Source organism: Kribbella jejuensis (assembly GCF_006715085.1).
Taxonomy (GTDB): domain Bacteria; phylum Actinomycetota; class Actinomycetes; order Propionibacteriales; family Kribbellaceae; genus Kribbella; species Kribbella jejuensis.
The window spans coordinates 67055-88010 of sequence record NZ_VFMM01000002.1; the positions used below are offsets into that span (position 1 = coordinate 67055).

A 20956-nucleotide genomic window follows, 5' to 3' on the forward strand; every position below is an offset into this window, starting at 1 on the left:
CACAGCGGCCAGGGAGCTACTCCCCGGCCGCTGTCGCGTTCCGGAACGCCTTGTACAGCCTGGGTTCCACCAAGCAGAACGTCGCCTTGGACACCTTCGCCGCCGTACGACGCAACGTCTGTACGGCGATGTCCGCGGCCGACTGCGCCGGCCATCCGTAGATCCCGGCCGACACCGCGGGGAACGTCATCGTCGCGCAACCGAGCTCGTCCGCGATCCGCAAGGCGTTGCGGTAGCAGGACTCGAGCAGGGCCGGATCCCGTTGGCCCGCGGTGTAGTTCGGCCCGACGACATGGATCACGTACGACGCGGGGAGTGCGCCCGCGGTGGTCCACACCGCCGTACCGGTCGGAGTGCCGTCCGGGTACCGCTCGATCAGTTCCGCGAGGATTTCCGGGCCTCCGGCACGGTGGATCGCTCCGTCCACGCCACCGCCGCCGCGAAGGGCGTGATGGGCGGCGTTCACGATCGCGTCGGTGGGTACCGTCGTGATGTCGGCGGTGCTCAGAACAATTTCCATCAGCGGTTCCTCCGGTACCCTGAGGGGCCAACCGAATCGGTGGTGGGGACGTCCTACGAGTGTAGGAAGGGGATCCGATGCGCGGGCTGATGGTTCGGAAGTTCGTCTCGACGCTGGCGGTGGGTGCTGCGTTCGCGGCGCTGCTGACCGCGGGAACGAGCGCGACCGCGACGACCTCCGATGTTCGCGCGACCCCGTTCGAGGTCAGCGGTGAGCTGCCGATCTACCCGAAGGCCCTGTACAAGAACGGGTCCAGCGGAGGCGGAGTCCGCAAGGTCGAGGCCCGGCTCGTGCAGCTCAAGCTGCTCGAGAAGCGCTACCAGGACGACGACTTCGGGACCATGACCCGGTCCGCGGTGAAGAAGTTCCAGAAGTCGAAGGGCATTCCCCCGCTCGGGTACGTCGACCAGAACACCCTGAACCAGCTGGTCAAGGTGACCCACGAGCCGACCCAGACCGAGCTGTACCCGCCGGCGCCCGTGGTCGACGGCAAGAAGCTCGACCCGCGCTGCGCGACCGGTGTGGCGCTGTGCATCGACAAGACCACCCGCAAGCTGCGGTACGTCGTCGACGGCGTCGTGAAGATGCAGATGGACGTCCGGTTCGGCGCGGTGAAGACCGCGACCCGCGAGGGCAGCTTCACCGTCGGCTGGAAGAGCCGTAACCACGTCTCGACGCTGTACGACTCGAAGATGCCGTACGCGATGTTCTTCAGCGGCGGCCAGGCGGTGCACTACTCGTCCGACTTCGCGGCCCGTGGCTACAACGGCGCATCCCACGGCTGCGTCAACGTCCGCGACCTGACCAAGATCAAGACCCTCTTCAACGAGGTCCACGTAGGCGACAAGGTAATCGTCTACCGCTCGTAAGCCCCGCCCAGAACAGCTGTCAGGTGCTGTGCTGTTCGGGGGAGAGCTGTCAGGTGCTGCGCTACTCGATGAGAGAGCAGTCAGGCACTACTTTGCCCGCCGTACCGCACGAGCAGCTGGCACGGGGTGCTGCGCGTACTTGTCCCATGTCCGGCTGGGCGTCTGACAGTCGACCTTCGCCCAACATCGCGTCGGCGTTCCGGACGCGCGCTGGTGATCACGCACCAGGCTGTTCTTCCGGCCGGGCGGTGCAGCATTTGTTAGCGCTCTGTGCCGGAAGGCGCAGTCAGCTCGTCTCGGTTGGGTGCGGCACTTGTCAGCTCGTCCTCGGGAGGGTGCAGCACCTGTCAGCTCGTTCCTCGGCAGGTGCAGTACCTGGCAGCTTTTGACGTGCTCAGAGGGGGCGGGGGCCCCGGCGGCGGCGGATTGCGCCCCAGCCGCCGCGGCCTCGGCCGGTGGCGGCACGGAGGGCCGGGCGGGCGTCGACCAGGTAGACGGCCGACGCGACGATGCCGATCAGGCCGAAGAAGCTCAGCCAGCCCTGGAACACCTGGCTGAGCGCGAACACGGCCAGGATCAGTACCCAGCCGGGCTTGGTCAGCTTGTCGGCCGCGATGAACACCGCGCGTGGCCGGACCAGTGCATCGGCGAGCGCGATCAGCTTGATGGCCATCAGGACCCACCAGATCACCGACAGCGGATCTGTGAATCCGGGGATCAGGCTTTGCCAGATGCTCATGTTACGAGCCTAACCGACAGCCGGGCGGCCCACCTCTACTCGAGCGCAGCGGGGGACCGCCCGGCGTCAGGATTCACCGCGAAGTGGGTGAATCGTCACACTCAGTCGCCGATCTTGTCGGCGGCGGACTCGGCGGCCTTGGTCGCGGCCTTCGCGGTCTTGCGGGCGCTGGTCGCGGTCGCCTTCACGTTGCGCGATGCGGCCTGCGCGGTCTTCTTGGCGCTGGTGCGCGTGGCCTTCGCCTTGCTCACCGTGGTCTTCGCGGTGGCCACCAGGTCCTCGGTGGCCTGCTGGTGGCGGATCCGCTCGACCAGCTCCTTGCCGCGGCCGGCCAGGTCCTCGTAGGTCTCCTCGGCCTGGCCGAGTACGACGGTCAGACCGGCCTGTGCGGTCTTCGGCAGCTCGCGGAGCTTCGCCGGGGCGGTACGGGCGTCGGCGACGATCGCCTCGAAGCGCTTGGTCAGCTCGGACTGCGCCTTGGTGAGCTCCTTGGTGAGCTCGGCCTGCAGCGTCTTCTGGTCGAGCTTCGCGAACCGGGCGGTCACGTCCACGCCGACGGCGCGGACCTTCTCGACCGCGAGGTCGCCGGCGCCGGCGATCGCGTAGAAGGGGGTAACGGGCGTACGGGTAGCCATCAGGCTGCTCCTCGGGGTGTTGTCAGTCGTCAGCAGGTGGGGTGTTCTCGCGGACGAACGACGCGTACACGTCCAGCAGCACACGCTTCTGCCGCTCGTTCAACGCCGGGTCGAGCAGGACGGCGTCGACCACACCGGAGGGCTGCTTGCCCTCCTGGTTCTCGTCCGGATCGAGAATGCCGGCCCGTACGTACAGGGTCTCCGCGGAGATCCGCAACGCCTTCGCGAGCTGCTGCAGCACATCGGCCGACGGTTTCCGCAGGCCGCGCTCGATCTGGCTGAGGTACGGGTTCGACACTCCGGCCAGGTCGGACAACTGCCGCAGCGACAACTGTGCGTGCCGCCGCTGCTCGGCGAGGTACTCCCCAAGGGAGCCCACCGCCCCAGCTGCCCGATCACTCAACCTGGCCACGCCCCCAGTCTGCTAGCAACTGCTTGCAATTGCAAGCACGCGCCTGGTGACTCGGCTCACGCCTACGGAAATAGTGAGATGATCACCCGACGGAGAACCGCCTGGGGAGGGCTTTGTGAGCGACGGGATCCATCAACTTGCCGGTCTGATCTGGTCCGTCTCGGATATCTTGCGAGGCCACTTCAAGGTCCACCAGATCGGCAGAATCGTGCTGCCATTCACCCTCATCCGCCGGTTGGAGTGTTCCCCGCCGAGTCCAGACGAGGGATTCCACAACAGCAGCGGGCTCAGCCTGAAGACAATCGCGGACGCACCTGAAGACGCGCGGTCGCTGCTGCATTCGTACGTCGGTGCGTTCTTTCCGGAAGCCACCGAGGTGTTCGGACGGTTCGCCTTCGCCCGAACAATCGTGGCTCTTGACGCGGCTGATCTGCTATCACGTGTCGTTCAGAGGTTCGCCGCGTTGGACCTCGGGCCGGGCGTGAGCAACCGCGAGATGCGCCTCCTCTCCGAGGAGCTGTTCCGACGCATCGCCGAGGCCTCGAACGAGACAGCCGGTGAGCACTTCACGCCCCGCGACGTTGTCGGACTGATAGCGACGATGCTCGTCTTCCCCGATGGACAGCGAATCCGCTCGTCGAGCAATCTGTCCGTCTTCGACCCAGTCTGCGGGACCGGCGGCTTGCTCACGGAGACTGAGGAGCAGATCAGGAGCCTCAGGCCGAGTGTCGAGGTCGCTCTGTACGGGCAGGACATTAACCCGGAAACATGGGCCATGTGCAAAGCCGACCTGATGCTGGGCGGCCGGGATGCAACTGGCGTCGCGCTCGGCAATTCACTCATCGCGGACGCGCATCCAGGCGCTCAGTTCGACTACCTGGTAGGAAATCCGCCCATGGGTCTGGAGTGGCGCACTGTGGCGGAGGCTGTCCGGGAAGAGCACGATTCGCTCGGGTTCAACGGCCGCTTCGGCGCTGGACTGCCACGAGTCAACGACGGCTCGTTTCTGTTCCTACAGCACCTGCTGGCAAAGATGAAGCCGACTACAGAATCCGGCTTCGGCGGCAGCAGGATTGCGATGCTGTCGAACAGCTCGCCATTGTTCACGGGTGGGCCCGGATCGGGCGAGTCGAACATCCGACAATGGATCGTTGAGAACGACTGGCTGGAATCGGTTGTGGCGCTTCCCGATCAGCTGTTCTACAACACGGGAATTGGGTCTTATCTCTGGATCCTGACCAATCGCAAGTCTGCAGCACTGAAAAACAGGGTCGCGCTGCTTGACGGGCGTGAACTCTCCGAGCGCATGCGGCGTCCCCTTGGCAGCAAGCGGAAGTACATCGGGGCCAGCCAGCTGAGCGAACTCATGACCTTGTATGCGGAGGCGCTGGGTGCGGGTGAAGGCCCGGAACAATCGACGAGCAAGCGAGTCCGTATCGTTCGCAATGCCGACCTGGCCTATCGGCAGATCACTGTAGAGCTTCCCCGACGGGTGCGGTACGTCGTCTCCGGCGAGAGCCTGCAGCAGCTTGAGAAGGTACATGGCGCGGACGGTCTGCTGGCGGCCCTGCGGCCCCTGGTGGGGTCGTCCTGGGACACCGCCGAGACGGCGGTCGCAGCTCTACGACGCGCGATGAAATCTGTCGGTCAGCGTTGGCCGGCGGGTACCGCCTTCCAAGAGTCCGTTCTGGACGCGATCGAGGTTCGCGACCCCCAAGGCGAGGTTCGCCGGCGTGCCGGGTTGCCGTTGCCGGATCCGGAGTTGCGGTTCGCCCTGAAGATACCGGTCGACGAGGAGCCGGTGCAGTACTTCGACCGTGAAGTTCTGCCGGTCACTCCAGGTGCATGGATTGACCAGGAGAAGTCAAAGCTTGGATACGAGATCCTGCCATCGAGGTTCTACCTCCAGCATCAGCTGAACGGTCAGTTCAAACAGCTCCAGCTGTTCGCGCGCGACGAGGCGCCGCGCGTCGTCGTTCGAGAAGGTGACGATCTCGGTGACCTACCGCGGATGCTGCGGGCTGCTGACCTGCACCGGGCCGACATGGCCGCGGAACTTCCCGAGTCGGAGCCGTCACGGAGCCCGCTACGCATGTGCGTTGGTGGCGACCTGGTCGGACAGCCGGGGAACTGGCGCCTGCTTCCATCAGGATTCGGCGAGGCACTGACCAGCCTCATCGTGCTGCGTCCTACGCGGGGGAGTGGACGTGTTCTGTGCGAGTGGCTTAACTCCCGCGAACAGCAGCTACGCTTGCCGTTGACCTCGGCTCGTGACCTGCGCGATCTCCTTGTTCCTGCGGACCTGATCGAAGATCCTGAGGTCGACGCTCTGCTCGAGCAGATCGAGAACGGTCGCCGCGCTCTCGCCGCTGCGACGGCCGGCGTCTTGCCGAATCCCTTTGTGAACTCAGATGCGGATCTACAGGGCTTGCGGCCTCATATCCGAGCAACGGCGCATGAGGCTGGGCTCTTGGGGGAACTCGTCCGTCCGCTCGAAGACCCCGTGTGGCGCGCCGAGTGGAGCTATCCCTATCACATCGCAGCACTCGCCCGCCGCTACCGCGTCAGTACGCATCCTGCTGAGCGGAAGGATGGTCTGCTCAAGCTCGGCGAAGGAGTCGCCCGAATCCTCGGCATCCTGGCGTTGAGCGAGCTGATTGCTGCGGAGGGCTTCACCGGTCGTCTCCGCAGGCAGTTTGATCGCGGCGCCAGCTTCGGGACCTGGCTGACCTTCCTCAGGTGGTTTGGCGAGGAAATCGGAGCCCCCCGCATCCCTGAGCTCGCGAGCCTGAGTGCCGATGACGGTGCCGGGTCGCTTCTCGCGGATATCAAGGAGTTCAGGAACAACTCACATCACGCGCATGGGATCCGGACGAGCTACGAGCTCGACGATGATGTGGAACTGCTTGAGCCGCGCGTGGTTTCAGCAGTCAGTTCGGTCAGCTGGCTGGCAGGGGCCCCGTGGGAGTGGGTTGACAGATGCGAGTACGTCGACGATGCGTCGTACCTAGTGGTTGGTCAGCGGCTCCGAGGGAGCCATCCGGACTGGGAGCCGTTTGCCCGGGCGAGTTCCACTCCCGTGCGACCGAATCGTATTTACGTCACAGGTCGACCCGCTGAGCCTCCCGTCGACCTCTGGCCATTGGCGACCGTGCAGCTTTGCCCTGAGTGCCGGACGCGAGAGCTGTTCCTGATCAACGAGATCCGCAACGGTGGGCTCATCCTTCGCAGTTTGGACGAGCACTCGCTGGAAATCGCGGATCCTGATGTAACTTGACTTGCGCTGCCTACCGCTCGCGGAAGACCTTGTGTTGGGCGGCTTGGGCTCGGGGGCGGACGGTGATGCGGTCGAGGTTGACGTGTGCGGGGCGGGTGGCGACGTACGCGACGATGTCGGCGATGTCGTCGGCGGTGAGTGGCTCGCGGACGCCGGCGTATACGGCGTCGGCCTTGGACTGGTCGCCGTTGAAGCGGGTCAGTGCGAAGCCCTCGCTCTGGACCATGCCAGGCGCGATCTCGGTGACGCGGACCGGCTGGTCGTACAGCTCCAGGCGGAGCGTGTCGACGACGGCTTTCGCGCCGTGCTTCGCGGCGACGTACCCGCCGCCGCCCTCGTACGCGACCTGGCCGGCGGTCGAGCCCATCACGATGATCGTGCCGCGTCCGGCGATGAGGGCCGGGAGCAACGACTTGGTGACCGCCGCGACCGCGATCACGTTCACCTCGAACATCCGCCGCCAGGCGTCCAGGTCCGCCTCCGCGACCGGCTCGAGGCCGAAGGCGCCGCCGGCGTTGTTCACCAGTACCTGCAACTCCGGACCCACCGCCGCGGTCAGCGCCGCCACATCCGACGCCGACGTCACGTCGCACTGCACCGCGCGGCCGTCGATCTCCTTGGCCAGTGCCTCGATCCGGTCCAGCCGCCGCGCGGCGCAGATCACCTCGAAGCCCTCACGGGCGAGGTACCGCGCCGACGCGGCCCCGATCCCACTGCTAGCACCGGTCACTACCGCAAGAGGACGAGTCATACCCCAAGCTTCTCAAACGCCTTCACGGGCTCGACGGGCTGTCTCATCGGCCGTCGGGCGGCCGCGACGACACCGGCGAGCGCGAGCAGGCTCACGGCCATGAATCCACCGAACATTCCCAGCGTTTGTCCGTCGGGATGGATCAGGGACTGACCACGGAACGCCTGGACCGCGACGGTCGTCATCACACCGGCGTACCCGAACGCGGCCACGCCGACGAGCCGCGCCCGTACCCGCTCCGGCTGCAGCCAGGTCATGCGACGGCCGAGGAGGTGCAGCGCGAGCAGGACGAGCAGCAGGAAGTGGATCGCGTGCAGGCCGACGAAGTGCGGGATCCGCAGGTCGCCGCCGACGGTACTCCAGTGCGTCAACGGCATGCCCGGTCCGCCGGCCTCGACGCCGATGCCGTGCGAGCCGGCCAGCGTCACCGGATGGCCGTACGCGTCCGTGACCTGGGTACGGTGGCCGTTCGCGCCGACCAGGTAGAACGCGATCGCCATCCCGGCGACGGCGAGTCCGAGGCCGACCCGGATCGCCCGGTTCAGCGGTGCGTCGCCGACCCGCTGGAACAGCAGCATGATCGCGACCACGAGGCTCGCGCCGAAGAGTCCGAGTACGCCGGACATGAAGACCTGCTGCCCGACCTGGTTGAACGTGTCGGGGTTCGCGTTGAAGTGGCTGAACGTACCGAGGGCTGCTTGTACGGCGATGAAGCCGACGTCGATCACTCCGGTGATCGCGAACACGGTGCCGGTCCACCAGCCGAAGCGTTTCGCCTTACGCAGCTTGGACAGCAGCCAGGCGAGCGTCGCGCCGTACAGGACGAACGAGATGCCGAACTTGAACGGCTTGAGCCAGACGGACTCGTTGAGGATCTCGCGGTGGTCGACGACCAGACCGACCCCCGAGGTGAGGACCAGACCGGCCATGACGAGCACCATCAGCATCAGCGGGCGATGCCAGGACTTGGCTTCTTGGAGGACTGTACGCATGTCAATCATGCTGTCCGGGCCGGCACGATTGAGCAGTGGTGCGAGTCCGCCAACCGGGGTGGTGGTAGACCCACCTTGCTGCAGACTGCGGAGCATGATCGCGCTGCGCGCGGACCGGATCTTCGACGGTGAACGGATCGTCGACGAGAACCTGGTACTGATCGACGACGGGAAGATTGTCGGCCTGGAACGGGAGGCCGGTGCCAGAGGCGAGGTGCTGGCGGGTTGCACGATTCTTCCGGGGCTGGTCGATGCTCATGTGCATCTGACGGCGGATGCCGGAGCCGGGGCGTTGGATCGGCTCGGGAACCTGCGGATCGCTGCGCAGACCGCGGGGCTTGCTGCGACGCGGCGGGCGTTGGGGGCGACGATCGAGCGGTCGTTGCGGCTGCATCTTGCCGCTGGGGTCACCACGGTCCGGGATCTCGGCGATCCGTACGACGCGGTCCTGAAGTGGCGCCGTGAGGCCCCTCCCGCGCTACCTACCGTGGTGGCCTCCGGTACGCCGTTGACCAGCGTCGGCGGTCACTGCTGGGGTCTCGGCGGCGAGGTCTCCGGGCCGGAAGCCCTGCGAGCCGCTGTCCGCGAACGCGCCGCGAACGGTGCGGACGTCATCCAGGTGATGGCCAGCGGCGGCGTCCTGACGCCCGGCACCGACACGATGAGCCCCCAGTTCACCCCCGAGGAGCTGGCGGCCGCGGTCGACGAGGCGCACGTGCTCGGCCTCCCGATCACCGCCCACGCCCATGCGCTGTCCGCCGTACGGCAGGTGATCGACGCCGGCGTCGACGGCATCGAGCACTGCACCTGCCTGACCGAGGACGGCGTGGTCATCGACGACGAGCTGATCGAGGGGCTCGCGGGCATCGCCGTCTGCGGGACGCTCGGTTCGGACCGGTCGATCGTCGTACCGCCACAGATCCTGGAGATGGTCGCCAAGGCCGGAATCGGCGAGGCAAGGCTCCAGCAAGCGGTCCGCCGGTTGTACGACGGCGGCGTCCGCATCGTCGCCGGCTCCGGCGGCGGGATCGGTCCGGCGAAACCGCATGGTCTGCTGCCGGCCACGCTCGCTGAATACGTCGAGGCCGGGATCCCCGCCACTGCGGCCCTGATCGCCGGTACCTCGGCGGCCGCCGACGCGCTCCGGGTGCCGAAGGGCCGGATCCGTCCCGGCGCCGACGCGGACATCCTCGTCGTAGAAGGGGATCCGACCCAGGACATCGCTGTGTTGGCCAATCCAACGATCGTCTACCTCGCCGGGGTCAGGCTTGGCGGGTCGGCAGGGCAATGATCTGACGCAGGTTCAGCTCGCGGCGGCGGCTGACCGCGAACGTCACCACATCGGCGATGTCCTCTGCGTGCAGCGGCCCGATCTGCTCGTTCATCGACGCGATCAGGTCCTGTCCGGTGTCGTCGAGGTGGCTGGCGAGTTCGGTGTCGGTGAGGCCCGGTTCGACGTTCGTGACGCGGACGTCGTACGGCGAGAGGTCCGCCCGGAGCGCCGCGGACAACTGGGTCAGGGCGGCCTTCGTCGCGCCGTACACGGCGTACCCGGGGAAGATCGCGTGCGCGCCGATCGACGAGATGTTCACCAGGTCGGCCGTACGTCCAACGCCTGCTGCCTTGATCAGATCGGGCGTGAACGCGTGGATCAGCCGCAGTACGCCGGTGACGTTGGTGTCGATCATCCGGGTCCACTCGTCCAGCCGGCCGTCGGCGATCGGCGCCGCCAGCATCACGCCGGCCGCGTTCACGACCAGGTCGACGGTGTCCAGCCGATCGTGGATCTTCGCGACACCGTCGTCCACGGATTCCTGCTGGGTGACGTCGATCCCGACGCCGAACGTGCGGTCGCCGAGCTTGCCGGCGAGGTCGTCGAGGCGGTCCTGCCGCCGGGCGACCAGCGCGACCGCGGCGCCGGCCTCGGCCAGCTGGGTCGCGATCGCGGCGCCGATCCCGCTGGCGGCACCGGTGACTACTGCGTTGCGAATGTTCAAGTTGGTCATGGCACCGATCCTGCGGCGCTCGCGACGGCTTACCCAGGTGTCTGCTGAGCCTGGTTCTGGCAGGACCAGGTTGGCGATCCGGCCGGTCTGGATACTGGAGGGCATGGATCGTCGTGCGGAGCTGAGCGAGTTCCTCAAGTCGCGCCGGGCGCGCGTACAACCCGAAGAGCTCGGCATCAAGGTGTACAGCGGCCGGCGCCGCGTCCCGGGGCTGCGCCGCGAGGAGCTCGCGCAGGCCGCGGGCGTCAGCGCGGACTACTACGTCCGGCTCGAGCAGGGCCGTACGGACAACGTTTCGCAGGAGATCCTCGACGCGGTCGCCGACGTACTCAAGCTGTCCGAGGACGAGCGGAAACACCTCGCTGTGCTGGCGAAACCGGTCCGTCGCAAGAGGCGCCGTACGACGCAACGCATCCGGCCCGGCGTGCAACGGCTGCTCGACTCGATGACCGACGTACCGGCCTTCGTGCTCGGCTACCGGATGGACGTGCTGGCGTGGAACGACCTGGCCGCCGCGCTGAACGGCTTCGGTCAGCAGCACCGGAACGTACCGCGGATGGTGTTCCTCGACCCGGCGATGCGCGACTTTTACCCGGACTGGGAGGCGGTCGCAGAGGAGAGCGTCGACTACCTGCGGATGTACGCCGGCCGCCACCCGGACGACCCGGAGCTGGCCGAGCTCGTGGGGGAGTTGTCGATCCACAGCCCGGAGTTCCGCGAGTACTGGGCGCGACACGACGTGAAGGACAAGACGTTCGGCGCGAAGGTGCTGCACCACCCCGTGGTCGGGGAGATCGCGGTCGACTACGAGACGCTCCAGCTGCCCGGGGACCCGGACCAGCTGCTGGTGACGTACACCGTCGAGCCGGGGTCGCCGTCCGAGCAGGCGCTGCGGTTGCTCGCCAGTTGGACGGCGCCGGAGCGCGATCCGCAGCAACTGGCCCCGGAGATACCCTGACCAGGTGACCGAAACCCCGCTCTCGCAGATCCGGCGGGTCGCGATGATCAGCCTGCACACGTCGCCGCTCGACCAGCCGGGCACCGGGGACGCCGGCGGCATGAACGTGTACGTCGTGGAGCTGTCGAAACAGCTGGCCGGACTGGGGATCGAGGTCGACGTCTTCACCCGCGCGACCGCGTCGGCGCTGCCCGCCCGGGTCGAGCTGGTGCCCGGCGTGACGGTCCGCAACGTTGCCGCCGGCCCGTACGAGGGGCTCACCAAGAACGAACTGCCCGCCCAGCTGTGTACGTTCGCCCGCGCAGTGTTGCGCGCCGAGGCGATCCACGAGCCCGGGTGGTACGACGTGATCCACTCGCACTACTGGTTGTCCGGCCAGGTCGGTCTGCTCGCCCGCGATCGTTGGGCGGTCCCACTGGTTCACACCATGCACACGATGGCCAAGGTGAAGAATGCCAGCCTGGCCGAGGACGACGTACCGGAGCCGCCCGCGCGACTGCTCGGCGAGGAGCAGGTGGTCGAGGCCGCGGACCGGTTGCTCGCGAACACCGACGACGAGGCGCACGAGCTGATCTCGTTGTACGGCGCCCAGCCGGAAAAGGTCGGTGTGGTCAACCCGGGCGTCGACCTGGAGCTGTTCAGCCCCGGCGACCAGGCTGCGGCCCGGCGCGAGGTCGGGTTGCCGGCGGATGCCGTCGTACTGGCGTTCGTCGGCCGTCTGCAGCCGCTGAAGGCTCCTGACCTGCTGATCCGGGCCGCGGCGCGGATGCTCGAGCGTGATCCGGGGCTGCGGTCACGGCTCGTGGTCGCGATCATCGGCGGCCCGTCCGGGAACGGGATGGAGCATCCCGAGTCGCATGTGGAGTTGGCGCGTGCGTTGGGGATCGACGACGTGACTCGCTTCGTGAAGCCGATGGAGCGGGCGCGGCTGGCCTCGTGGTACCGAGCGGCGTCGGTTGTCTGCGTACCGTCGTACTCCGAGTCCTTCGGGCTGGTCGCGCTGGAGGCCCAGGCGTGCGGTACGCCGGTGGTCGCGGCGGCGGTCGGCGGGTTGAGTACGGCGGTGGTCGACGGGCGGACCGGGTACCTGGTGCACGGGCACGGCGTCGACGACTTCGCCGACGCGCTGGCGCGGATCGCGACGGATCCGGCCGTCCGCGAGAGCATGAGCCACGCGGCGGTCGCGCACGCCCAGGGTTTCGGGTGGGAACTGACCGCACGCAGGACGCTGGCGGCGTACCGGACCGCCGGGCAGACGATGGCGGCGGAGATCGCCGCGGAGGTAGCCGGGTGAGAGTTTCTGCGGCGGACGTGATCCGCCAGGTGCTGACCGAGAACGATCTGTCGTTCACCGAGGACGAGCCGGGGGTTTTCGCCGCCGACCTGCCGGGCGAGCGGAAGCTCAAGACGACCGTGATGCTGTCGGTCGGCCCGCAGGCGGTGCACGTCCACGCGTTCGTCGCCCGGCATCCGGACGAGAACCAGGAAGCCGTGTACCGCTGGCTGCTCGAGCGGAACCTGAAGATGTACGGCGTGGCGTTCGCGGTTGACCACCTCGGCGACATCCACCTGGACGGGCGGGTACCGCTGCACGCGATCACACCCAGTGAGGTGGATCGCCTGCTCGGGGCGGTGCTCGAGTACGCCGACTCGTCGTTCAACACGATCCTCGAACTCGGGTTCGCCACCTCGATCCGGCGCGAGTACGAATGGCGGGTGTCCCGCGGTGAGTCGACCCGAAACCTGGACGCGTTCAAGGGCTGGCTGGAGCCTCGATAGCATGCGGGTATGACCTATCGCCTGATCCTGCTCCGCCACGGCCACAGCGACTGGAACGCCAAGAACCTCTTCACCGGCTGGGTCGACGTCGACCTGAACGCGCAGGGCGTCGAGGAGGCGCAGCGCGGTGGGGAACTGCTCCGCGACCGCGACCTGCTGCCCGACGTACTGCACACCTCGGTCCTGCGCCGCGCGATCCGGACCGCGAACATCGCGCTCGAGGTCGCCGACCGCCAGTGGATCGACGTCCGGCGCTCGTGGCGGCTGAACGAGCGGCACTACGGCGGCCTGCAGGGCAAGGACAAGAAGCAGACCCTGGAGGAGCTCGGCGAGGAGCAGTTCATGCTGTTCCGCCGCTCGTACGACACCCCGCCGCCGCCGATCGAACGCGGCTCCGAGTACGACCAGGCCGGCGACCCGCGCTACGCCGGTCTCCCGCCGGAGCTCCTGCCCGCGACCGAATGCCTGAAGGACGTCGTCGAGCGGATGCTCCCGTACTGGTACGACGCGATCGTCCCCGACCTCCGCGCCGGCAAGACCGTCCTCGTCACCGCCCACGGCAACAGCCTCCGCGCCCTCGTCAAACACCTCGACAACCTCGACGAGAAGACAGTCGTCGGCCTCAACATCCCCACCGGCATCCCGCTGTACTACGAGCTCGACGAAAACTTTAAGCCGGTGACTCCCGGCGGCGAATACCTAGACCCCCAAGCCGCCAAGGACGCCATCGAAGCCGTCAAGAACCAGGGCCGCTAACCCACCCCCAGCCGCGCCAAAGGACACGCCTACGGCGCGGCTGTCTGTTGCCGGCTTCGCCGGATGCGCGCGAGGTGCTGCGGGTCTGGGGTAGTGGCGCAGGGCATGGTGGTGCCGCGCGAAGAGGACACGCCTGCGGCGCGGCTGTCTCTTGCCGGCTTCGCCGGGCGCGCGCCAGGTGCTGCCGGGCCGGGGTAGCGGCGCAGGGCATGGTGTGCCGCGCGGAGAGGACACGCCTTCGGCGCGGCTGTTTACTTGCCGGCTTCGCCGGGGGCGCGTCAGGTGTTGCCGGGGTGGGGTGCTGGCGCGGAGCCGGGTGGTGACGTGTGCAGGGTGCCTCGGCGCGGCCGTCTTGTTGCCGCCCGTGCCGGGGAGAGCCGGGCACGCGCAGCCGATGGCCGACGAGACGTCTCGTATCAGCCAGAACGTCGCTGTCGGCGATCTCGCTCGCGGGGGCAACCGCACAACGGTCGGGATACCCGCAGCTGCGGTGCGGACAGTTGGCGTGTGACCCCGTACCGCTCCGATCGAGTCGGTCGCTTCCCGGCAGCCCGCGATTACGGAATGTAGGCGGACGCTGCTACATATTGTTCCCTCTGGTCGACCCAGACGTCTTTTGGAGATAGGTGCGTCCCGGACGAGTGCCCGGTGAAGTTCCAGAAGACGCCAGTGGAAGGAATCGTGTGGGACGCGGGATTGTGCAGTTCGCTGAGTACCGAGCTTTCGAGGTGCAGCGTCAAGAGGCCAGTAACGCGATGATGGGCCTGCTGGCAGGTGCCCAACTGGCTTCGCACCTGTTGCAGCTGACCGCCGGCTCGGACACCCTGCTACCTGAGGTGTTCCCGCGGGTGCCCCACATCCGCCGCTTCAATCTCCGGACTGAGGCTGCACTGTCCATCCTGCAGTCCGCCGACACGCATCTCGGTGCGATGAGCGTTCCGTACGCACTCGCGCTGCACGAGGATTTCCTCAAGACCTGCGTCGGGCTGCTGATCCGCGACGGTAAAGCTCCTTCGAATGCCGCCAACGCGGTCCTGGCGCAGTTGCACGATGTGATCGAAACGGCTACCTGCAAGACGTTCGACCCGGACAGCATCATCCAGATCGACACGCTTCGGTTGATGCGCAACGCGACCATCCACAGCGGTGGCCGGGCGCACCAGCCGCTGGTCGACAGGGTCGCGCTGTGGACCCCGACCGCCGAGAAAGGCTGGATGAGGATTGCGAAGAAGTCCCTCGCTGGAATCGCTGTCGGGGATCGAGTGGAGTTCGGCCACGCCGAGCTCATTCTCACGCTGGCTGTGACCAAGTCCCTGGGACGTCAGACAAACGTAATCCTCCGCGACTCCCTCAGCCGGAGCTTGTGGGCGAACCTCGTCATCGAAGACGTCCTTGCTGAGGAACCTGGGATCCTGAACCGCCATCAGCTCGAGCGGAAAGCCGCAGGAAAGGCCCGCCGGTACTACGCGGGCCTGGGGCTGACCGACTCTGAACTCAGCGCTGCGATGCTCGTCGTACTGGCCAACACATGACGAGAGGCGGACCGCAGAGCGGCCCGCCTCTCACGAAAAAGTGGGGCTCTACCGTTGAGCTACGTCCCTCCGAGGAGGGCGCCGGGACTCGAACCCGGATCGTCCACTTCAGTCGAAGCATCCGGCGATGAACCGCTGGGACTGACTCCCCATGCTTCGTTACTATCTGCTTCCTCAAGCTTCAGTCTACCACCATCGTTTCCGTGGGAATCTCGAGGTGAAGAAAGCGCCCCGGGCAATTACTTGCCGGAGGCGCCTTTTGCGGATTGGTCAGTTGCCGTTTGGGTTGGGGGTTGAGGCGCCGGCGCCGGAGCCGGCGGCGGTGCCGCCGATGGCTACGGGGAGTTCGCCGGTGACCAGGTAGACGACGCGGCGGGCCATGGCGACCGCGTGGTCGGAGATGCGTTCGTAGTAGCGGCTGAGGAGGGCCATGTCGACGGCTACCTCGACGCCGTGCGGCCAGTCGGCGTCCATCATCAGGCGGAACTGGTTGGAGCGGAGCTTGTCCATCTCGTCGTCGGTGGCCTCGAGCTTGCCGGCCGCCTCGACGTCGCGGGTGGAGATCACGTCGCCGGCCGCGTCGACCATCTTGCCGGCCACCGAGCCCATCTCCTCGATGACGTCGTGCAGCTCGGCCGGGATCGCGGGCGCCGGGTAGCGCATCCGGGCGATCTTCGAGACGTGCGCGGCCAGGTCGCCCATCCGCTCCAGGTCGGCGACCATCCGCAGCGCGGCGACCAGCATCCGCAGCTCGTTGGCGACCGGCGACTGGCGGGCCATCAGCTCGAAGACCTTCTCCTCGACACCTTCGCCGGCGGCGTCCAGCTGGATGTCGGACGCGATGACCTCTTCGGCCTTGCGGATGTCCGCCTCCAGCAGGGCCGCGGTGGACCGGCGTACGGCGGTGGACACCGTCCGCGTCATCCGCTCCAGCTCGGCGAGGATGTCGTCGAGCTGCTCGTGGTAACTGTCACGCATGGTGTTCGAATCCGATCTGTGGTGTCCGGTACCGCGGTGGGGCACCCGCACGGTACCCGCCCACCGGTGACCGTACGGCGTCGAGGTTGCCGGACGGCGACGAGTGGTGAACGCCCGATGAACAGTTGAGTCGTGTCCCGGTCATCCGGTGCTCATTCGGTCTTTCCCTGCTGGTTGCCCGCGTAGCATCGTTGCCGTGGACCCCACGCTGGCTGCGGTGCTGGGCGGCGTCATCGGCGCGGCCCTGGCCCTGCTTTCGCTCGGTGCGATGATGCTGTCGGAGCGGGCCCAGCGCAAGATCCCGGAGTCCCCGGAGCCCGCCGTACCGTCCGGCGTCGCCACCGTCCTGTCCGTACTGCGTTCGAGTGCGGTCGTGATGGGCCCGGAGGACCAGGTCCTGCAGGCCAGCGCCCCGGCGCACGTACTCGGCATCGTCCGCGGTGAGCGGCTCGTGGTGGACGACATCCTGCACATGGTCCGCCAGGTCCGCCGGGACGGGGAGATCCGCCAGCAGGACCTGGAGATCGTCCGCGGCCGGCTCGGCGCGACGCAGTACGTGAGCGCCCGGGTGGCGCCGCTGGGCAGCCAGCTCGTGCTCGTACTGGTCGAGGACCGGACCCGGGAGCGCCGCCTGGACGCGATCCGGCGCGACTTCACCGTCAACGTCAGCCACGAGCTGAAGACCCCGGTCGGCGCGCTGATCCTGCTCGCCGACGCGGTGTCGGAGGCCTCCGACGACCCGGAGGCCGTGCAGCGGTTCTCGGACCGGATGCGGATCGAGGCTTCCCGGCTGAGCCGGCTGGTCAAGGAGATCATCGAGCTGTCCCGGCTGCAGGGCGACGACCCGCTGGAGAACCCGGGCCCCGTCGACGTCAATGCGATCATCGAGACCGCGGTGGACCGCTGCCGGATCGACGCCGAGGACCGCGACATCAAGATCGTGGTGAAGACCGAACCCGAGCTCGCGGTGCTGGGCAGCGAGGACCAGCTCGCGATGGCGATCGGCAACCTGGTCGAGAACGCGATCAACTACAGCCCGGACGGCACCCGGGTCGCGGTCGCCGCGCACCCGATCGGCGACCTGGTCGAGGTGACGGTGTCCGACCAGGGCGTGGGCATCCCGAGCAGCGACCTGGAGCGGATCTTCGAACGCTTCTACCGGGTGGACCGGGCCCGCAGCCGGGAGACCGGCGGTACCGGTCTCGGCCTCTCGATCGTCAAGCACATCGCCTCCATCCACGGCGGCGACGTACGGGTCTGGAGCGTCGAGGGCCAGGGCTCCACCTTCACCGTGAGACTCCCGTTGCGGATCGACCCCGCACCGGGCCAGACCGACTCCTCCAGCCAGGAGGAAGCGGCCCTAAACCTGGCGCCTACCCCGCCAGGTCAGATCGCAAAGGAGACAGCTTCGTGACCCGAGTGCTGGTCGTCGAAGACGAAGAGAGCTACAGCGACGCGCTGTCGTACGTGCTGCGCAAGGAAGGGTTCGAGGTCGCCGTCGCGGAGACCGGACCGGACGCGCTGGACGAGTACGACCGCGCCGGTGCGGACATCGTCCTGCTCGACCTGATGCTGCCGGGGCTGTCCGGCACCGAGGTCTGCCGGGCGCTGCGCAGCCGGGGCAACGTCCCGGTGATCATCGTCAGCGCCAAGGACACCGAGGTCGACAAGGTCGTCGGGCTCGAGCTGGGCGCGGACGACTACGTGACCAAGCCGTACAGCCCGCGCGAGCTGCTCGCCCGCGTCCGCGCCGTACTGCGTCGTGGTCAGGACGTCGAGCTGCTGCCGGACACCCTGGAGGCAGGACCGGTACGGATGGACGTCGAGCGGCACGTGGTGACGGTCGGCGGTACCGAGATCCGGCTCCCGCTGAAGGAGTTCGAACTGCTCGAGATGCTGCTCCGGAACACCGGGCGGGTACTCACCCGCGGGCAGCTGATCGACCGGATCTGGGGCGCCGACTACGTGGGCGACACCAAGACGCTCGACGTGCACGTCAAGCGGCTGCGCTCGAAGCTCGAGAAGGACCCGTCGAACCCGCAGCACCTGGTCACCGTGCGTGGCCTGGGCTACAAGTTCGAGTCCTGAGTCACAACTCCCCAGGTCGCGACGGCCTGCGGAGTTAGCTTAGGCTCTCCTTAGTTGAGGCAAGCTAAGGAGAGTCACTCATGTCCTGGTCCCGTACCAAGGTCGTCAGCACGATCAGTGCCGTGCTGCTCGCCACGACCTCGCTGGCCGCGTGCAGCAGCGGCGACGACAAGGCGGCCGTCGGATCGGACGGTACGTCGTCCTCCGGGTTCCCGGTCACGCTGAAGAACACGTTCGGTGAGACGACCATCACCAAGAAGCCGGAGCGGATCGTCACGCTCGGCTGGAACGCCCAGGACGTGGTCTACGCGCTCGGCGAGACCCCGGTCGGGATGCCGAAGGTCACCTACGGCCCGACCGCGGACGGCGTCACCGCGTGGGACCAGCCGAAGTTCGACAAGTCGAAGACGACGCTGCTCGACACCGGGGACAAGTACCCGTTCGAGAAGATCGCGGCGCTCAGGCCGGACGTCATCCTGGCGCCGTACGAGGGCTTCGACGCGGCGACGTACAAGACCCTGAGCGACATCGCGCCGACGGTCGCGTACCCGGGTGCGCCGTGGCAGACCACCTGGCAGGACCAGACGCTGCTGGTCGGTGAGGCGCTCGGCAAGAAGGCCGACGCGGAGAAGCTGATCACGGGTATCCAGGACAAGATCAAGCAGGTCGCGGCCGAGCACCCCGAGTTCAAGGACAAGACGATCGCAGTCGGTTCGTTCGGCGCCGACAACTACATCTACATGCCCGGCGACCCGCGGGTGCAGATCCTGAACGAGATGGGCTTCGAGAACGCGCCGGGCGTGCAGGCGCTGGAGAAGACCAACACGAAGAAGGAGTTCTCGCTGGCGATCAGCAAGGAGAAGGTCGCCGACGTCGACGCCGACGTACTGATCGCGTACGTCGACGGGATCGGGACGCAGAAGTTCCTGTCGGACCCGGTCTACTCGTCATTGAAGGCGGTCAAGAGCGGTGGCGCATACCCGCTGCAGGATCAGCAGGTCATCTCCGGGATGAGCGCGGTCAGCGTGCTGAGCGTCCCGTGGGTGCTCGACAAGGTCATCCCGGGCCTGTCCAAGGCAGCGTCCGCCGCCAAGAACTGACAGAGCTGGTACGGCGGAACCGCGGCCACCGGCCCGTCCTACCGCAGCAGAACGGGCCGTCCCGCGCCGGGGCGGCCCGTCCTGTCGTCGGGTGACTACTGGGCCGCCGGGACCGGGGTCGGGGAGTAGTGGTCGTCGGTGAGGACCGGGACGTACGCCGAGACCGGGGCCGCGGAGCCGAACGTGACCGTGACGTTGACCATCTGACCGGGCTTCGCGCCGGTCACCGTGATCGTCGGGCCGCCGTCCTCGGCGCCCGGCGTCGGAGCCGACGGCGTCTCGGTCGGGCCCGCGGACGGGCTGGACGGGGTCGCGGTCGGGCCCGCGGACGGGCTGGACGGGGTCGCGGACGGGGTCGAAGCCTCGGCGCCGGTGCCGTTGGCGGCGCCCGTGCCGGGCAGCAGGAGTGCACTGTGCGGCGCCAGGTCGACCGGGCTGCTCAGGCCGCCGAACTGAACCGAGCCGGGCTGCGGCTGGTCGCTGCCGGCCTGGCCGTCGGACGTGCCGGCGTCGGCCTGGGCGATCTTGACCAGGGTGTCCGCGGAGTCACCGTCGTTCACCACCACGCCGTGCAACTCGCCCTTGCCGTCCGCGTCGGCGAGCACCAGGAAGTTGCGGAGCTTGATCTGCCCGCTCTCGACGTTCGTCCCCTCGGCGGCCTGGTACGGCTGCAGGGTCGGCGCGGAGAAGCTCGCGCTGCATGCCGCCAGCGCGATACTGAGAGTGGCGGCGGCACCCGCCAGCGCGGTACGCCGGGCGATCCGCGAGGACAAGCTGATCGGCACTGGAATCCCTCTCGTGCAAGCTGTTTCGACACTGGGTGCGACAACTGTGGTGCCGTCAGGCAGCGGCCTCCGGCGCCCCAAAGCGTAGCCCTCGGTTGCCCGGCCCGTGACGGCGGGATGCCTATCCTGGAGTGGGGAAGTGATGGCCGAGGCAACGGTTCACGCGCGCACGAGGCACGAGCCAGACCGTTTGTCAAGGCAGGAAGTGGCCCCTGACCAGCGCAAACGCCCGAACCGGACCATGCGCCACGTGGTAGTATGGATCTTGGAAAGGGGCACTTCACACATGACTTTCACAGTCGGCGAGACGGTTGTTTACCCCAATCACGGAGCGGCCGTCATCGAGGACATCGAGACCCGTCAGATCAAAGGTGAGGACAAGACCTATCTGGTCTTGAGGATCGTCGCTCAGAACGACCTGGTCGTCCGGGTCCCCGCGTGCAACCTCGATCTCGTCGGCGTGCGTGACGTCGTGGATCAGGCCGGCCTGGAGCGCGTCTTCGACGTGCTGCGTGCACCGCACACGGAGGAGCCGACCAACTGGTCGCGTCGGTACAAGGCGAACCTGGAGAAGCTGCACTCCGGTGACGTGCTGAAGGTGGCAGAGGTCGTCCGCGACCTGTGGCGCCGTGAGCGTGACCGCGGTCTGTCGGCCGGTGAGAAGCGGATGCTGGCGAAGGCTCGCCAGATCCTTGTCTCCGAGCTGGCACTGGCCGAGCACACCAACGAGGACAAGGCGGAAGCCATCCTCGACGAGGTCCTCGCCTCCTAACACAGTT

The 20956-nt window shown here is 67.5% G+C and carries 21 protein-coding genes; 12 read left to right on the plus strand and 9 right to left on the minus strand.

The genetic code is table 11. The features are described 5' to 3' along the window. Positions 1-16 precede the first annotated feature (16 nt). Complete coding sequence (locus tag FB475_RS20225) at positions 17-520, minus strand: O-acetyl-ADP-ribose deacetylase (protein WP_141858147.1); 504 nt, start codon at positions 518-520, stop codon at positions 17-19. A 77-nt stretch (positions 521-597) separates the two neighbouring features. Between FB475_RS20225 and FB475_RS20230 the strand changes: the two genes are divergently transcribed. Further along, positions 598-1389 (plus strand): L,D-transpeptidase family protein, encoded by a 792-nt coding sequence (locus FB475_RS20230; protein ID WP_202878450.1) that lies wholly within the window; start codon positions 598-600, stop codon positions 1387-1389. Positions 1390-1783: 394 nt separating this feature from the next. Here FB475_RS20230 and FB475_RS20235 read toward each other — a convergent pair whose 3' ends face one another. The 3 genes from FB475_RS20235 to FB475_RS20245 form a co-directional block, all read right to left on the minus strand. Next, positions 1784-2128, minus strand: a complete 345-nt coding sequence (locus FB475_RS20235) for a DUF2516 family protein (RefSeq protein ID WP_141858148.1) — start codon at positions 2126-2128, stop codon at positions 1784-1786. Positions 2129-2229: 101 nt separating this feature from the next. Further along, positions 2230-2763 (minus strand): hypothetical protein, encoded by a 534-nt coding sequence (locus FB475_RS20240; protein WP_141858149.1) that lies wholly within the window; start codon positions 2761-2763, stop codon positions 2230-2232. A 22-nt stretch (positions 2764-2785) separates the two neighbouring features. Next, complete coding sequence (locus FB475_RS20245; protein ID WP_141858150.1) at positions 2786-3142, minus strand: helix-turn-helix domain-containing protein; 357 nt, start codon at positions 3140-3142, stop codon at positions 2786-2788. Positions 3143-3290: 148 nt separating this feature from the next. Between FB475_RS20245 and FB475_RS20250 the strand changes: the two genes are divergently transcribed. Continuing rightward, positions 3291-6452: a type I restriction-modification system subunit M gene (locus FB475_RS20250; protein WP_141858151.1), complete on the plus strand. Its 3162-nt coding sequence runs from the start codon at positions 3291-3293 to the stop codon at positions 6450-6452. Between the two features lie 10 nt (positions 6453-6462). On the opposite strand, the gene FB475_RS20255 is transcribed toward FB475_RS20250, so the two are convergent. Both FB475_RS20255 and FB475_RS20260 read right to left on the minus strand, forming a co-directional pair. Then, positions 6463-7203 carry an SDR family NAD(P)-dependent oxidoreductase gene (locus FB475_RS20255; RefSeq protein ID WP_141858152.1) on the minus strand — a complete coding sequence of 247 codons (741 nt, stop codon included), beginning with the start codon at positions 7201-7203 and terminating at the stop codon, positions 6463-6465. Further along, positions 7200-8195 carry a hypothetical protein gene (locus FB475_RS20260; RefSeq protein WP_141858153.1) on the minus strand — a complete coding sequence of 332 codons (996 nt, stop codon included), beginning with the start codon at positions 8193-8195 and terminating at the stop codon, positions 7200-7202. The genes FB475_RS20255 and FB475_RS20260 overlap by 4 nt, the downstream gene beginning before the upstream one ends. Before the next feature lie 94 nt (positions 8196-8289). Between FB475_RS20260 and FB475_RS20265 the strand changes: the two genes are divergently transcribed. Further along, positions 8290-9486 (plus strand): metal-dependent hydrolase family protein, encoded by a 1197-nt coding sequence (locus FB475_RS20265; protein ID WP_141858154.1) that lies wholly within the window; start codon positions 8290-8292, stop codon positions 9484-9486. Here the strand turns inward: FB475_RS20265 and FB475_RS20270 are convergent. Next, entirely contained in the window at positions 9458-10201 is a 744-nt protein-coding gene (locus FB475_RS20270; protein WP_141858155.1) for an SDR family oxidoreductase, read from the minus strand. The genes FB475_RS20265 and FB475_RS20270 overlap by 29 nt on opposite strands. A 103-nt stretch (positions 10202-10304) precedes the next feature. Here FB475_RS20270 and FB475_RS20275 point away from each other — a divergent pair, with 103 nt between their 5' ends. The 5 genes from FB475_RS20275 (at position 10305) to FB475_RS20295 (ending at position 15226) form a co-directional block, all read left to right on the plus strand. Then, a complete protein-coding gene (locus FB475_RS20275) occupies positions 10305-11159 on the plus strand; it encodes a helix-turn-helix transcriptional regulator (RefSeq protein WP_185759370.1) in 855 nt (284 codons plus the stop codon). A gap of 43 nt (positions 11160-11202) precedes the next feature. Then, positions 11203-12453, plus strand: coding sequence for a D-inositol-3-phosphate glycosyltransferase (mshA, locus tag FB475_RS20280; protein WP_141859587.1), 1251 nt, complete (start codon positions 11203-11205; stop codon positions 12451-12453). Continuing rightward, on the plus strand, positions 12450-12938 hold the full coding sequence (locus tag FB475_RS20285) for a type III secretion system chaperone family protein (protein WP_141858156.1): 489 nt from the start codon (positions 12450-12452) through the stop codon (positions 12936-12938). The genes mshA and FB475_RS20285 overlap by 4 nt, the downstream gene beginning before the upstream one ends. A 9-nt stretch (positions 12939-12947) precedes the next feature. Then, positions 12948-13694 carry a phosphoglyceromutase gene (locus tag FB475_RS20290; protein WP_141858157.1) on the plus strand — a complete coding sequence of 249 codons (747 nt, stop codon included), beginning with the start codon at positions 12948-12950 and terminating at the stop codon, positions 13692-13694. 698 nt (positions 13695-14392) lie between these two features. Next, positions 14393-15226 (plus strand): hypothetical protein, encoded by an 834-nt coding sequence (locus tag FB475_RS20295; RefSeq protein WP_141858158.1) that lies wholly within the window; start codon positions 14393-14395, stop codon positions 15224-15226. A gap of 270 nt (positions 15227-15496) precedes the next feature. On the opposite strand, the gene phoU is transcribed toward FB475_RS20295, so the two are convergent. After that, positions 15497-16204 (minus strand): phosphate signaling complex protein PhoU, encoded by a 708-nt coding sequence (gene phoU, locus FB475_RS20300; protein WP_141858159.1) that lies wholly within the window; start codon positions 16202-16204, stop codon positions 15497-15499. A gap of 196 nt (positions 16205-16400) precedes the next feature. On the opposite strand from phoU, the gene FB475_RS20305 reads away from it, so the two are divergent. The 3 genes from FB475_RS20305 to FB475_RS20315 all read left to right on the plus strand — a co-directional run bounded on the left by FB475_RS20305 (position 16401) and on the right by FB475_RS20315 (position 19392). Then, complete coding sequence (locus FB475_RS20305; RefSeq protein WP_141858160.1) at positions 16401-17618, plus strand: sensor histidine kinase; 1218 nt, start codon at positions 16401-16403, stop codon at positions 17616-17618. Then, on the plus strand, positions 17615-18292 hold the full coding sequence (locus tag FB475_RS20310) for a response regulator transcription factor (protein WP_141858161.1): 678 nt from the start codon (positions 17615-17617) through the stop codon (positions 18290-18292). Before FB475_RS20305 ends, FB475_RS20310 begins: the two co-directional genes overlap by 4 nt. Before the next feature lie 80 nt (positions 18293-18372). Then, positions 18373-19392, plus strand: a complete 1020-nt coding sequence (locus FB475_RS20315) for an iron-siderophore ABC transporter substrate-binding protein (RefSeq protein WP_141858162.1) — start codon at positions 18373-18375, stop codon at positions 19390-19392. A gap of 95 nt (positions 19393-19487) precedes the next feature. On the opposite strand, the gene FB475_RS36865 is transcribed toward FB475_RS20315, so the two are convergent. Beyond that, a complete protein-coding gene (locus tag FB475_RS36865) occupies positions 19488-20177 on the minus strand; it encodes a hypothetical protein (RefSeq protein WP_185759371.1) in 690 nt (229 codons plus the stop codon). Between the two features lie 286 nt (positions 20178-20463). Between FB475_RS36865 and FB475_RS20325 the strand changes: the two genes are divergently transcribed. Next, positions 20464-20949: a CarD family transcriptional regulator gene (locus tag FB475_RS20325; protein ID WP_130446326.1), complete on the plus strand. Its 486-nt coding sequence runs from the start codon at positions 20464-20466 to the stop codon at positions 20947-20949. Positions 20950-20956: the final 7 nt, after the last annotated feature.